Source organism: bacterium, from assembly GCA_036504735.1.
Taxonomy (GTDB): domain Bacteria; phylum Electryoneota; class RPQS01; order RPQS01; family RPQS01; genus DASXUQ01.
Map to the genome: position 1 here is coordinate 284,359 of DASXUQ010000009.1, position 12,311 is coordinate 296,669.

Below are 12,311 nucleotides of genomic sequence, written 5' to 3' on the forward strand. Positions count from 1 at the left end.
ACCATGACGAAATCTGTTTTCGAAGAACTTCAGGGTCTGACTACCGAGCAGCGTAATCCGGCCACCATGCGGCTGGATACGATGTCGGTGCCGGAGATTCTGCTGGCGATGAATGAGCAGGACCGCACCGTGCCGGAGCGAGTGGCGGCGGCCCTGCCGGATATTGAGCAGGCGGTGAACCTGATTGTCCCGGCCCTGCAGCGCGGCGGCCGGCTGATTTATGTGGGTGCGGGGACCTCCGGCCGGCTGGGTGTTTTGGATGCCGCCGAGTGTCCACCGACCTTTGGCACCGAACCCTGGCAGGTGCAAGGGTTTATTGCGGGCGGTTATGGAGCCTTAGTCAAGGCGGTGGAAGGCGCGGAAGATAACGCCGGACAGGCCGTGCGCGACTTGGATTTGTGTTCTTTATGCGCCAATGATGTGGTCTGCGGAATTACGGCCTCGCGGCGCACGCCATATGTTATCAGTAGTTTGCAGTACGCACGCGAGCGGGGTAGCAAGACAGTGTTTATTATATGCAACGATCCGCCTCCCCCTACCCCCCCGCAAGCAGGGGGGACAGACGACTTTGCCGATGTGGTGATTTCTGTCCCGGTAGGGCCTGAAGCCCTGACGGGCTCGACCCGCCTGAAAGCCGGCACCGCTACCAAGTTGGTGCTGAACATGCTGACCACGGCTTCGATGGTGCGGCTGGGCAAGTGCTATGAGAACCTGATGGTGGATTTGCGTACGACCTCGGAAAAACTCAAAGCTCGCATGCGCCGCATCCTGATGGACCTCACCCAATGCGACTATGAGTGGGCCGATGCCTTAATGAAAGATGCCGACGGTGAACTGAAGACGGCCCTGGTGATGCATTGGAAAAATGTCGGCGCGGACAGAGCGCGGGAATTGCTCGAAGCGAACGGCGGAGTGATAAGAAGAGTGATTGAAGGAACGCATGATGCTAATTGATAAAGGTAACATCGGTGACTCTTACAGGGACACACTTCTGGAGAATGCGACTGGAGAGTAAACGCTCATCTTGGCCATACTGAATAACGTCTTTCTAAAACAGGGGTCGTGATATGCCCATAATACCGGAACAGCAGATTCCCACGCACCTATGGAGCAATGCTGTACTTCACCTTCCAAAGGAGCTTGTCCGCTTGTATCAAAAAAATCTTGAAGATGAAGGCTTACTGGATGAAGCGTGTAAGCGGACACCATCAGACTCGGAACTCATAGGAGGGTCTTCTGATGAAGAGACTATGGCCCACTTTGCGCATCGATTTGCTGCTTCATGTGCGAGAGTCGAGTATCTAATTCTTGATCCTAGTTCGAAATTCCAAGAGGAGTCAAGTGACATTCTTACGCTCCTATCTGAAGGACAAGTTTCGATTCTTGACGTGCCATGCGGGTGCGGAGCTGCTGTGCTATCGATGATTGCGACTGTGGCGGATTTGCGTCAAAGTGGAGTTTTGCCAAAATTGCCTCTGAATGTGGACATCGTCGGAGGTGATATTTCGCCGAAGGCGGCGGAAATGTATCAAAAGCAACTGGCAGAAATATCAGAATGGTTGACGGCGCAAGGGATCCACCTTACCAGAAAGGCGGAATTCTGGGACGCAAAACGCCCTACGACAACCGCGCAGTTAGTTGACGTATGGTTGGATGGAAGGCCACGTGCATCGGGCCAATATCTCGTTGTAGTCGCAGCGTTCGGGGGAGCGATGAAATCCCAGTTCAATGATTTCTCGCGGACCTTTAACCATGTTGCAGAGCGGCTGTACCAAGGCTCGCGAACACTGTTGTGGGTTGAGCCTGGTATGACAAGCAGCGAGAAGCTCCTCGATAAGGTAGCAGACTGGTTCAGGGACAAGATAAGCTGGCTTAAACCCAAAGGCGAGCCACAGCCGAGCATTCGTTTTGACTGGTTTCACCCTATTAAGGCTTTCGAACTACACGGCACAATTCTCGTTCGCGAGTTCAGGTCCACACAGGAGACCACAGATGCCAGACTTTGAGACCCTTGCCGTGAGAGCCTTAAACGAATACCGCAACCTCTATGGTCCAACGTATCTGGGGCTTAGGCTGCTACTGGACTCGGTAATTGTAGATCCAAAGTCCGAATATGGCGCGCGCCTGATTACACGCAAATTGCTCTCAGGTTTTGAGCCTAGGTGTCGTTCCTTTCAGGGCATCAAAAGTGCCAACATTAAAGGGCAACCAGAATACCGAACCTTCACGACGTGCAGTCCCATGACATGTATGATTGAAGCGTTCATATTGGCGTTCTTGGGTAAACAATCGCAGTTCAACAGCCACACCGCAGTTTACAGCTACCAATGGCCGCCGTCGCTAAGAAGCGGAAGGAGTTTCGCTTTTTACATGCATGGCTTCACAAAGCTGAATTCCCACATCTCAACACTTCTGACAGATCAGCAAGCGGAGGGAGTGCTGATTACTGACATCAAGAGATTCTACGCAAGCGTTCGAACCGAACCGTTGCTCAGGAGACTTCGGGAAAAATTACACTCGATTGAGGACACTAGATATTCCGATGCAATCGAGAATTTTGCAGCAGCATTGACAAACACCAGCGGTTCAGGAGGAATTCCGGTTGGCCCGCTCCTGAGTGCCATGCTAGGCAACGTAGCATTGGAACGTGTAGACACGGAATTAAGCAAGTCTTTTCCCAACAAATATTGTCGTTATGTGGACGACATCTTCATCGTTTGTTCGAGGGCCGAAGAAAAGCTCGTCAGGCAGCGGATCGCGGCGGTGCTCGAAAACGAAGGGTTGGTTATGCACGAGCGAAAAACTGATTACGTCAGCCGCGAAACTTGGCAAAGACACCACTCTGGCCTTTATGAACCAACGGCTGAACCGCAGTTTCAAGATCTTGTGAGTGGATTGGTCACCTACCTTGCTGTACATCCGGACAAAGTGAATGACCTTCGAGGGATTTTCGCCGACGCAGGAGTGAACATCCCTCTCAGTCGGCTCGCCGCGATCTCGACGAGCCCACGATGGTGGGGCTACATAGCTTGGAAAAGTCGCAAATGCGGTCTGCGCCCACTACACTTCGTGAAGTCCATATTCGTAAATCAAAAGACAATTCTACAAATGGCTATCCAGATGCGCGATAGGTATTCGCGCCAACTGGAACAGATCGTGGCCAAGGGAATACCATTAGGAACTGCTGAACGAAAGTGGTTCGCCCGCGAATGCAGGTACTATGCAAACCGACTTCTTTACTTGCGCCCGGTAGATGACCTTCCAGAGTTGTTGAAAGTCTTGCCATCGATTGATGAACTTGGCGAGAACCGCCTCCTGATCGAAGCTTACGTTAGCAAAGACGTATCTACTCTCCTCAGGTATCCTGGTCGAGTTGTGTCAGCATTTGCCGAACTGTGGTCAGAGACACAATCATCACCTCCCAAGGTATTCCTCTCTGACTACATTGATCCAACCGTGTTTGAGAGCCTCTGTGTTCTCTCGCTTTACCGTGTCTTAGAGGTTGACATCGCCGATCGCCATTCGCTCGATTCATCCTCAAATCAGCTTTACGATTTTTGCGCCGGTGCTGCTCCGCGTCAGCGAGAACTGAACGATCTGTCATATATTGATGAACTGCGGACGCTTCAATTAGGAAGATCGAAAGAGCAACAGCGCGACCTCATGATCAAGAGGTTTAGCCCGGACGAGACACTATCGTTGCGATTGCTGCGGCTTGGCGCGGGATCGTATGTCAGTGGATAGCGCCTCGATACATTAAACAATTGAAATAGTGCATCGCATCCTGCGCTGGTATCGTCTAGCGTTTTGGCACAGCAAGCTGTGCAACTACTCTGCTCAAGGGCGGGCGAACACACAGGTTCGCCCCTACAGGATCATTCATGATGTCCGCACTTGGGGACATAGTTATACCCTCAACCTTCAAGGAGAAAACTCTCATGGCCACGAAGAAAACTGTAAAGAAGACCGCGAAGAAAGCAGCCAAGAAGGCAGTAAAGAAGACGGCGAAGAAGGAACTGCCGCCGAGAGTCGAGAAGCAGAAGTTGCCGGTGGGCAAGGGGCCGATCACGTACACGACCTCGAACACGTTCAAGGCGTCGGTTTCCAAAGTGTGGGACGCGGCCACGAAGCGCGAACACCTCATCAAGTATTTCCTCGATGACATGCGCGGCAGCTTCGACAAGCCGGGCACGGTGGAATGGTATTGGAAAGAGTGGGGCTGGATGCCGGTGGAAGTGGTGAAGTATGTCAAGAACAAAGAACTGGTGATTCAGGCACAGGAGATGATGGGTGGCAAATACAAGACCACCATCCGCTATGAAATCCTGCGCAAGGACAACAAGACCATCTTCCGCGTCCACGAGAGCGGTTACCGGAGCAAGGACCTCAAGAGCGCCTTCATGATGTGTGAAGGCTGGACGGAATTCCATTGCTATCTGAAGGCCCACCTGATGGGTGTGGATCTGCGCAAGGCGGGCTAACACGCGCGTAAGACTCGAGACCGGAGACCAGAGACTTGAAAACCGGCCGTACGTTCAAGACCCTGCATCTGACCACGCGTGAGGACTGGCGCACGTGGCTGGAGAAGCATCATGACCGCGAGAGCGAAGTCTGGCTGGTGTTCTATAAGCGGCACACCGGCAAGCCGCGTATTGCCTATGACGATGCGGTGGAGGAAGCGCTCTGCTTCGGCTGGATTGACAGCCTGGTGAAACGGCTCGATGAGGAGTGCTACGCGCAGAAGTTCACCCCGCGCAAGGCGGGCAGTAAGTGGTCGGACTCCAACCGCGCGCGGGTGAAAAAACTGCTCAAGGCGGGATTGATGACCGAGGCGGGGAGAGCGGTTTTGGAAAATAGGAAAGCTGAAATAGGAAATAGGAAAGAAGAGAAGACCGCGCTCGAGGTCGGCGCGGATGTGACGATGGCGATTCAGGCAAATGCCCCGGCGGCAAAGTATTTTGCCACGCTGCCGCCGGGGTATGTGCGGATGTGCATGAAATGGATTAACGATGCCAAGCGGCCCGCAACGCGCACGAAACGGATTGCGGAATTTGTGGGCCTGTGCGCGGGAGGGAAGAGGATCGGATTGAAATAGACGGGGCGCAGGCAACGCAGAACCCACTCACCTTGTCATCCTGTAAACCGCAGCGGTTTACAGGATCTCTCGGGGAGTCGGAGGGAAGAGAGATCCTGCATCCCGCAGACGGGCTGCAGGATGACAAGGTAAGGGGAGGCGGGCCGCAGGATGACAAGGTAAGGGGAGCGGGCTGCAAGGATGACAAGGGTAGGTGACACGGCGCAGGATATCCATAAGAGCATGCCGTCCGATTGCGGAAAGAACATCATATTGTGAACACTTTCGAATTTACTTTAATCACCTTTGCCGGTGCGGTGGTTGCGGGGCTGTTGGGCTCGCTGACGGGCTTGGGCGGTGGGGTGGTGATTACGCCCATGCTTACGCTGCTGTTCGGCGTGGATATCCGCTATGCCATCGGCGCGTCTCTGGTGACGGTGATTGCCACCTCCTCGGGCGCGGCGGCGGCCTATGTCAAAGAGGGCTTCACCAACATCCGGGTGGGGATGTTCCTTGAAGTGGCCACCACCTTCGGCGCGCTGATCGGCGCGGGACTGGCGGGCCTCATCTCGCCGCATGTGATTGCCGTGATCTTCGGCCTGGTGCTGATCTACTCTTCGATTGCCACGCTGAATCCGCCCCAGGAAATTGCCGACGGCACACCGTCCGATCCACTGGCAGCGAAACTGCGTCTGGGCAGCACCTATCCGACCGCCAATGGCAAGAAAGCTTATTCGGTGCACAAGGTCGGCGCGGGATTTTCCCTGATGACCTTTGCCGGAATTCTCTCCGGTCTTTTGGGCATTGGCTCCGGCGCGCTGAAAGTGCTGGCCATGGACCGCCTGATGCGGCTGCCCTTCAAGGTCTCCACCACCACCAGCAATTTTATGATTGGCGTCACGGCGGCGGCCAGTGCGGGGGTCTATCTGCACCGCGGCTACATCGATCCGGCGCTGGCCTTTCCGATTATGCTGGGCACGTTGGGCGGCGCCACCTTCGGCTCGCGCGTCCTGCCCAAGACACGCAACCGGACGCTGCGCATTATCTTCAGCATCGTGATTTTCGGTCTGGCGGCGGAGATGATGTATAACGGCTTTGCGGGGAAGATGTGAGCAGAAAGGATGAAGGCGGAAGGATGAAGGATGAAGTCCGGGCCCAACCCCCCTTGCCCCCCCGTGAACGGGGGGGAATTGAGAACACGATGGGGAATCTGCTGCGGGCGGGGGTGCTGACGGCGGCGGCGGTGGTGCTGATCGGTGGCATTTTCTATCTGCTGAAACACGGCACGGACATTCCCGATTACCGCACCTTTGCCGGAGAGTCCGCCGACTACACCAGCTTTTCCGGAATTTTCCGCAGCGTGCTGGCGCTGATGCCGCGCGGGATTATCCAGCTCGGTCTGATCCTGTTGATTATCACTCCGGTGGCGCGGGTGCTGTTTGCGCTGTTGGCTTTCATCCGCGAGCGCGACCGGAACTTTGTTGTGATCACGCTGGTGGTGCTGGCGTTTCTGCTGTACGGATTCCTCGGTGGCAAGATTTGAAGAAAACGCTGAAACGCTGAAAGGCTGAAACGCTGAAATGAAAGCGATTTTATGGGCAGTGGTCTGTCTGGTGGCGATCAGTGCGTATGCCAAAGAGCCGGCGGTGCAGTTTTTCGGCGCGGTGCGCGCGGAGAATTCGCGTGTGGATCTGGGGATTCTCTCCATCGAAAACTGGAAACAACCGGACCGCGTGGTGGCCGATGTGGACAGCGGTCTGGCCAGCTTGCGCTTCAAACGGGAGCTGGTGCTGCAACTCGCGCCGTGCGCCGGTGTGGACTCCGCCACGTTGAGCGCGATTCTCGGCCGCTTCACCGGTAAAGAGCTGAACAGCATCAAACCGCGCGGGGAATGGCAGTTCAGCCAGCCGGTGCTGATTATGCTCGCCGATTCCAGCGCCTGCCCTCCCGCTTTGGAACTGAATCAACTCCGCTGGGTGGAAATCCAATACGGCTCCGATCTGAAGCAGGCCGTCGCCCGTGCCTCGCGCCTCGGCGAGATGTACCGCGAACAGCAACTGGGACCGATGAACGGGATCTTCCGGAGATAGACGGGAGACTTGAGACCAGAAACTCGAGACCAGAGACTTGAGACTAAAGACCGGAGACATGAAAACTTGAAGACACTGCTCTTCTTCGAGTCTCAAGTCTCGCGTCTCGCGCCATGGGAACAGGATGAATGGAAAGAGACGTAGATGATAGAATTCCTGCACGCCAATACGTGGCTGCTGCTGACCGCGGTGTTTCTCTCGCGGATTGCGGATCAGACACTGGACACCTTCCGCACCATCAGCATTTTCCGCGGCTACCGCTTCTTAGCGGCGCTGATGGGCTTTCTGACGGTGCTGATCTGGATTAATGTGGCGGGGCAGGTGATCACCAACCTCTCCAGCAACTGGTATCTCTCTGTCGTGTATGCGGCGGGGTTTGCGGCGGGGCAGGCGACGGGCTTATGGGTTGAAGGCCGCATTGCGCTGGGGCATCAGTTTGTGCGGATTCTCGCACGGCAGGAAGTCGGCATCGCCGAGAAGCTGTGGGAACAGGGCTACTCCATGACCGAACTGGACGGCCACAGCAAAGCCGGCCCGATTGACGTGGTGTTTGTGGTGGTTAAGCGGCAGAAGGTCCGCGAACTGTGCAAGCTGATCAATCAGCTCGACCCCGAAGCTTTCTTTACCGTTGAAGAGATCAAGCAGGTAGGCCTGCGGCACGTGGATCCGGGCTTGGTGCTGGGCCGCAAACTGCTGGGCGGCGTGGGTGACTTCGTCACCTACCCCATGCGCGAAGGCCGCAAGATTTTTTTGCGCTCGCAGGAAGAAGAGAAAGAGGACGATAAGGAAGCGTAACCCCCTTCTGATTCCCCCTTTTTCAAAGGGGGAAGGATCAGAGCGTCTCCCTCTGCTTTAGCGGGGATCAAAGGGGGTACTTCACACGGAGCAAAAACTGTCTACCCCAACCGAAAGACCGGAAAAAGACACCGCACGGATTGAAGCCTTCAGCGACGGCGTGTTTGCGATTGCGATCACGCTTTTAGTGCTGGAACTGCATGTGCCCAAGCCGTCCGAACTGCACGACGCCAGCCTGTTGAGCGTGCTGGCGGAGGACTGGCCGTCCTATTTCGGTTTCATTTTGAGTTTTTTTACGATTCTCATCATGTGGTTTAACCACCACAAGCTGTTCACGCACATCAAACGCTCGGACCATGTGCTGCCCTATGTCAACGGCTTTCTGCTCTTTTTCATCACGCTCACGCCGTGGCCGACGGCGCTGATGGCCGAGTACCTCGGCCACCCGCAGGAGCAGGTCGCCACCTCGGTCTTTGCGGCGTTCTTTGTAATGATGGCGGTGTCCTTTAATCTGCTGTGGCGGTATGCCAGCCACAAAGGCCGCCTGCTGGCGCGTGATACCGACCTGACCGAAGTGCGGCGCATTACCAAAATGTACTCCCTCGGCCCCACCGGCTACTTCGCCGCCTTTCTGGTATCCTTTGTAAGCGTGCCCCTGTGTCTGATCATCAGCATGCTGCTGGCGATCTTCTTCGCCTTCACCGGCATGAACCTGCCTAAGGACAAACAGCGCGCCAAGGGTCAGGTGGCGGCGAACGAACCGGAATAGAATTCTACTTCCACGCCTTGCGGTGCTGCACGAATAGAGAAAGAGGCAAACTGCCGTTTGCATCTACGATGGATACGTCGGACACGGCAAGCCGTGTCCCTACCGATTTGGATACATGGACGGACATAACGAGATTTCATGGATTGGTTAAAAGATAAAGTTTTCGCGGCGGACGCGTTTTCGCAGATAGAAGAACATCTGACGGACGGCGGGCGGCTGCTGGTTAAAAATGTGCCGGGATCGCTCGCGGCGTTTGTGGTGGAATATCTGAACGACCGCTGCAAACGGCCCGTGCTGCTGGTGACGGAAAGTCTGGAAGACGCCGAAGAGGTGGCGGACGATCTGACTACGCTGATGGGCGAGCGCAGTCCGTGCCTGCTGCCCGGCAAGCCCGCTTTTGGGCGCGCGCTCACCGCCGTGGAGCAGTCCGAGCGGGCCGAAGTGTTGCTCACCCTCACGCAGGGCAAGAAGCCGGTGGTGGTGACGACCGCCGGAGCGCTTTTAGATCCGCTGCCCGCGCCGGGCGACGTCTCGGCCAACATGTACACCGTCTCGCGGGGCGAAACGCTGGACCGCGAGTCGCTGCTGCGGTATCTTTCCGACGCCGGCTACAAGCGCGAAATCCTCGTGGAAGGCGTGGGGCAGTTTGCCGTGCGCGGCGCGGTGGTGGACATCTATCCCTTCGGCGCGTCGCAGGCCGTGCGGCTCGAGTTCTTCGGCGATGACGTGGACAGCATCCGCCACTTCGATCCCTCCACGCAAAAGTCCACCGGCGAGATCGAAGAGGTGACGCTGATGGCCGCGGAGATGGGTGACGATGAAGATGCCCATCTGCTCGATCATCTGCCCAAGGACACGATTATCGTCTGGTCCGACGGACGCGGCGCGTGGAATGCGGTCAAGAAGATTTTCGAAGACCGCGCCTCGCTGGCGGTGGGCAAGCGCATCCGCAATTTCTCGCTCAACGACGAGCGCGAGGATGATGAAGAGTTCGCTTACGGCGGCGAGATGGCGCAGATCCTCGACGAGGAGGACGCAGAGGATGATGACGCCGAAGAGACCGGCGAAGAGTCCTCCGGCACCCACCGCTACGCCGAACTGCCGCGCGAGCGTGAAGCGATCAAGATTGTCGATCCCGCCGAAATCCGCAAAGATGCGCGCGGCTTCATGCAGGTCTTTTTAGGCAGCACCCCGCACGGCGACGAAGGGCACGTCGACGTCGGCGCACTGCCGCAGGAACGTTTCGCCGCCAATCTGCCTTTAGTGGCCGAGCGTCTGAAGGAATATTACGGCGACGGCATTCAGACCTATCTGCTGTGCGATTCGCAGATTGCCGGCGACCGGCTCTCACAGGTGCTGATCGAGCGCGGCTGCCCGGAAAACGCTTTCGAAGTCTACGAAGACGGCCTGCACCACGGGTTTACTATGACCGCGGTCAAGCTGGCCGTGCTGGTGGACCACGACATCTTTGGCCGTCTGCGCCGCCGCCGCCGCTTTATGAAGTTCAAGAATGTCGTGCCGCTGCATGACATCGACGCCTTAAAGCCCGGGGATTATGTGGTGCACGTGGATTACGGCATTGGCCGCTACCGCGGACTGACCAAGATCGAGGTGGGCGGCGTGCAGCGCGAAGTGCTGAAGATCGAATACCGCGACGGCGTGACGCTGTTTGTCAAGCTGGAAAATCTGGCGCAGGTGCAAAAGTATTCCGGGCGCGAAGGATTTCAGCCGCCGCTCTCCAAGATCGGCGGCCGCGATTGGCGCGAACTGAAGAAGAAGACCAAGAAGTCTCTGCTCTCGATTGCCGAGGACCTGATCAAGCTCTATGCGCAGCGCAAGGCGGTCAAAGGCATCGCCTATTCTCCCGACACCGCCTGGCAGCGGGAAATGGAGGCGATGTTCCCCTACGAGGACACCCCCGACCAGATGCGCGCGGCAGAAGAGGTCAAGGCCGATATGGAAAGCCTGCAGCCGATGGACCGCCTGATTGCCGGTGACGTGGGCTACGGCAAAACGGAAATCGCCATGCGCGCCGCCTTCAAAGCCGTCACCGACGGCAAGCAGGTGGCGGTGCTGGTGCCGACCACGATTCTGGCGCAGCAGCATTACCGCACCTTTAAGGAGCGCTTCAAAAACTGGCCCGTGGCCATCGAAGTCGTGTCGCGTTTTCAGGCGCCCAAGGAACAGCGCCGCGCCTTAAGCAAGCTCGAAGAGGGTAAGGTGGATGTGATCATCGGCACGCACCGGCTGCTCTCCAAGGACGTGCGCTTCAATGATCTGGGTTTGCTGATCATCGACGAGGAGCACCGTTTCGGTGTGGTGCAGAAGGAACGCATCAAGGGCATCCGCTCCAACATCGACGTGCTCTCCATGAGCGCCACACCCATTCCGCGCACGCTGCACATGGCGCTGATGGGCGCGCGCGACCTGTCACAAATTAACACGCCGCCGCCAAACCGCCAGCCCATCGAAACCGATGTGGTGCAGTTCTCGGAAAAGGTGATCAAGGACGCGATTCTCTACGAAATCGAACGCGGCGGGCAGGTGTTTTTTGTGCATAACCGCATCGAGTCTATTCCTGCCGTCAAGCGGATGCTCGAGCGCATCCTGCCCAATGTGCGCTTTGCCGTGGCCCACGGGCAGATGGACGAGGATGTGTTGGCGCATGTGATGATGGAATTCATCGAAGGCAGTTTCGACGTGTTGATCTCGACCATGATCATCGAGTCCGGCCTCGATCTGCCCAACGTGAATACGATGATCGTCAACCGCGCCGACCGCTTCGGCGTGGCGCAGCTTCACCAGCTTCGCGGACGCATTGGCCGCTCTTCGCGCAAGGCCTACGCCTATCTGCTGGTGCCGCCCAAGTTCGAAATGTCGCGCATCGCCCGCGAGCGTCTGGCGGCGCTCACCAACTTCTCCTCGCTCGGTGCGGGATTTCAGGTGGCCATGCGTGATCTGGAAATTCGCGGCGCGGGAAATTTGCTCGGACGCGAACAGTCGGGTTACATCAATGCCGTGGGCTTTGAAATGTACCAGCGGCTGATCGAAGAGGCCGTGCGGGAGGTGCAGATCGAGCATACCGACGGCAATGGTGTGGAACCCGAACCGGTGGAACTGAAGCTGAAGGTGGAAGCCGATGCTTTCTTCCCCGAGAACTACATGCCCGAAGGCGGCATGCGGCTGAACTATTACCGCGAACTGTCTCGCACCAAGAACCTTGCCCAGGTGGATGAAACCGAAAGCGAAGTCGCTGACCGTTTCGGCAAACCGCCCGAAGCGGCGCAGAACCTGTTCGACATGGTGCGGTTGCGGATCTTAGGCGAGAAGCTGGGCGCGGAAAAGATTACCATCGAGCGTCCGGCGGCGTTGATCGAATTCCCCAAGGACGCCATGCCGCGTGAACGGGTGCTGAACATCACCACCCAAAGCAGCGGCTTTCCCGTGGAGTTCTCCGGATCCGGCCAGCTTTCGATCCGCTTGCCCCTTGGTATGATGAAGGACTGGCGCGATAAGCTGGGTTATATGATTCGCTACCTGAAGGCCGTCGCCGAAGAGCGAACCGTAATCGCCGTCAAATAAG

General features: G+C 56.9%; 12 protein-coding genes. 11 read left to right on the forward strand and 1 reads right to left on the reverse strand.

Going from position 1 to position 12,311, the window contains the following annotated elements; genetic code table 11:
• The first annotated feature begins 3 nt into the window (after nt 1-3).
• From murQ to VGL38_08740, 10 genes are all read left to right on the forward strand, one after another.
• Entirely contained in the window at nt 4-954 is a 951-nt protein-coding gene (gene murQ / locus VGL38_08695) for an N-acetylmuramic acid 6-phosphate etherase (protein ID HEY3295504.1), read from the forward strand.
• 194 nt (nt 955-1,148) lie between these two features.
• Nucleotides 1,149-2,006, forward strand: a complete 858-nt coding sequence (locus VGL38_08700) for a hypothetical protein (GenBank protein HEY3295505.1) — start codon at nt 1,149-1,151, stop codon at nt 2,004-2,006.
• The gene (locus VGL38_08705) at nt 1,993-3,744 is read left to right on the forward strand and encodes an RNA-directed DNA polymerase (protein HEY3295506.1); all 1,752 of its coding nucleotides are present in this window, start codon (nt 1,993-1,995) and stop codon (nt 3,742-3,744) included. Before VGL38_08700 ends, VGL38_08705 begins: the two co-directional genes overlap by 14 nt.
• Nucleotides 3,745-3,938: 194 nt before the next feature.
• Entirely contained in the window at nt 3,939-4,481 is a 543-nt protein-coding gene (locus VGL38_08710; protein HEY3295507.1) for an SRPBCC domain-containing protein, read from the forward strand.
• Nucleotides 4,482-4,516: 35 nt separating this feature from the next.
• Nucleotides 4,517-5,095, forward strand: a complete 579-nt coding sequence (locus tag VGL38_08715) for a YdeI/OmpD-associated family protein (GenBank protein ID HEY3295508.1) — start codon at nt 4,517-4,519, stop codon at nt 5,093-5,095.
• A gap of 254 nt (nt 5,096-5,349) precedes the next feature.
• On the forward strand, nt 5,350-6,186 hold the full coding sequence (locus VGL38_08720; GenBank protein HEY3295509.1) for a sulfite exporter TauE/SafE family protein: 837 nt from the start codon (nt 5,350-5,352) through the stop codon (nt 6,184-6,186).
• Between the two features lie 89 nt (nt 6,187-6,275).
• Complete coding sequence (locus tag VGL38_08725) at nt 6,276-6,617, forward strand: DUF1634 domain-containing protein (GenBank protein ID HEY3295510.1); 342 nt, start codon at nt 6,276-6,278, stop codon at nt 6,615-6,617.
• Between the two features lie 37 nt (nt 6,618-6,654).
• Entirely contained in the window at nt 6,655-7,164 is a 510-nt protein-coding gene (locus VGL38_08730; GenBank protein HEY3295511.1) for a hypothetical protein, read from the forward strand.
• A gap of 144 nt (nt 7,165-7,308) precedes the next feature.
• Nucleotides 7,309-7,959, forward strand: coding sequence for a DUF5698 domain-containing protein (locus tag VGL38_08735; GenBank protein ID HEY3295512.1), 651 nt, complete (start codon nt 7,309-7,311; stop codon nt 7,957-7,959).
• A 139-nt stretch (nt 7,960-8,098) separates the two neighbouring features.
• A complete protein-coding gene (locus VGL38_08740; protein ID HEY3295513.1) occupies nt 8,099-8,728 on the forward strand; it encodes a TMEM175 family protein in 630 nt (209 codons plus the stop codon).
• Nucleotides 8,729-8,732: 4 nt separating this feature from the next.
• On the opposite strand, the gene VGL38_08745 is transcribed toward VGL38_08740, so the two are convergent.
• Nucleotides 8,733-8,855, reverse strand: a complete 123-nt coding sequence (locus VGL38_08745; protein ID HEY3295514.1) for a hypothetical protein — start codon at nt 8,853-8,855, stop codon at nt 8,733-8,735.
• Nucleotides 8,856-8,866: 11 nt separating this feature from the next.
• On the opposite strand from VGL38_08745, the gene mfd reads away from it, so the two are divergent.
• On the forward strand, nt 8,867-12,310 hold the full coding sequence (gene mfd / locus VGL38_08750; GenBank protein HEY3295515.1) for a transcription-repair coupling factor: 3,444 nt from the start codon (nt 8,867-8,869) through the stop codon (nt 12,308-12,310).
• Nucleotide 12,311 lies beyond the last annotated feature (1 nt).

Excerpts from the sequence above, each read along its gene's own strand:
- VGL38_08705 (HEY3295506.1), top strand. The coding sequence starts at position 1,993 with ATGCCAGACTTTGAGACCCTTGCCGTGAGAGCCTTAAACGAATACCGC.
- VGL38_08725 (HEY3295510.1), top strand. The coding sequence starts at position 6,276 with ATGGGGAATCTGCTGCGGGCGGGGGTGCTGACGGCGGCGGCGGTGGTG.
- VGL38_08730 (HEY3295511.1), top strand. The coding sequence starts at position 6,655 with ATGAAAGCGATTTTATGGGCAGTGGTCTGTCTGGTGGCGATCAGTGCG.
- mfd (HEY3295515.1), top strand. The coding sequence starts at position 8,867 with ATGGATTGGTTAAAAGATAAAGTTTTCGCGGCGGACGCGTTTTCGCAG.
- murQ (HEY3295504.1), top strand. The coding sequence starts at position 4 with ATGACGAAATCTGTTTTCGAAGAACTTCAGGGTCTGACTACCGAGCAG.
- VGL38_08745 (HEY3295514.1), bottom strand. The coding sequence starts at position 8,855 with ATGTCCGTCCATGTATCCAAATCGGTAGGGACACGGCTTGCCGTGTCC.
- VGL38_08710 (HEY3295507.1), top strand. The coding sequence starts at position 3,939 with ATGGCCACGAAGAAAACTGTAAAGAAGACCGCGAAGAAAGCAGCCAAG.
- VGL38_08735 (HEY3295512.1), top strand. The coding sequence starts at position 7,309 with ATGATAGAATTCCTGCACGCCAATACGTGGCTGCTGCTGACCGCGGTG.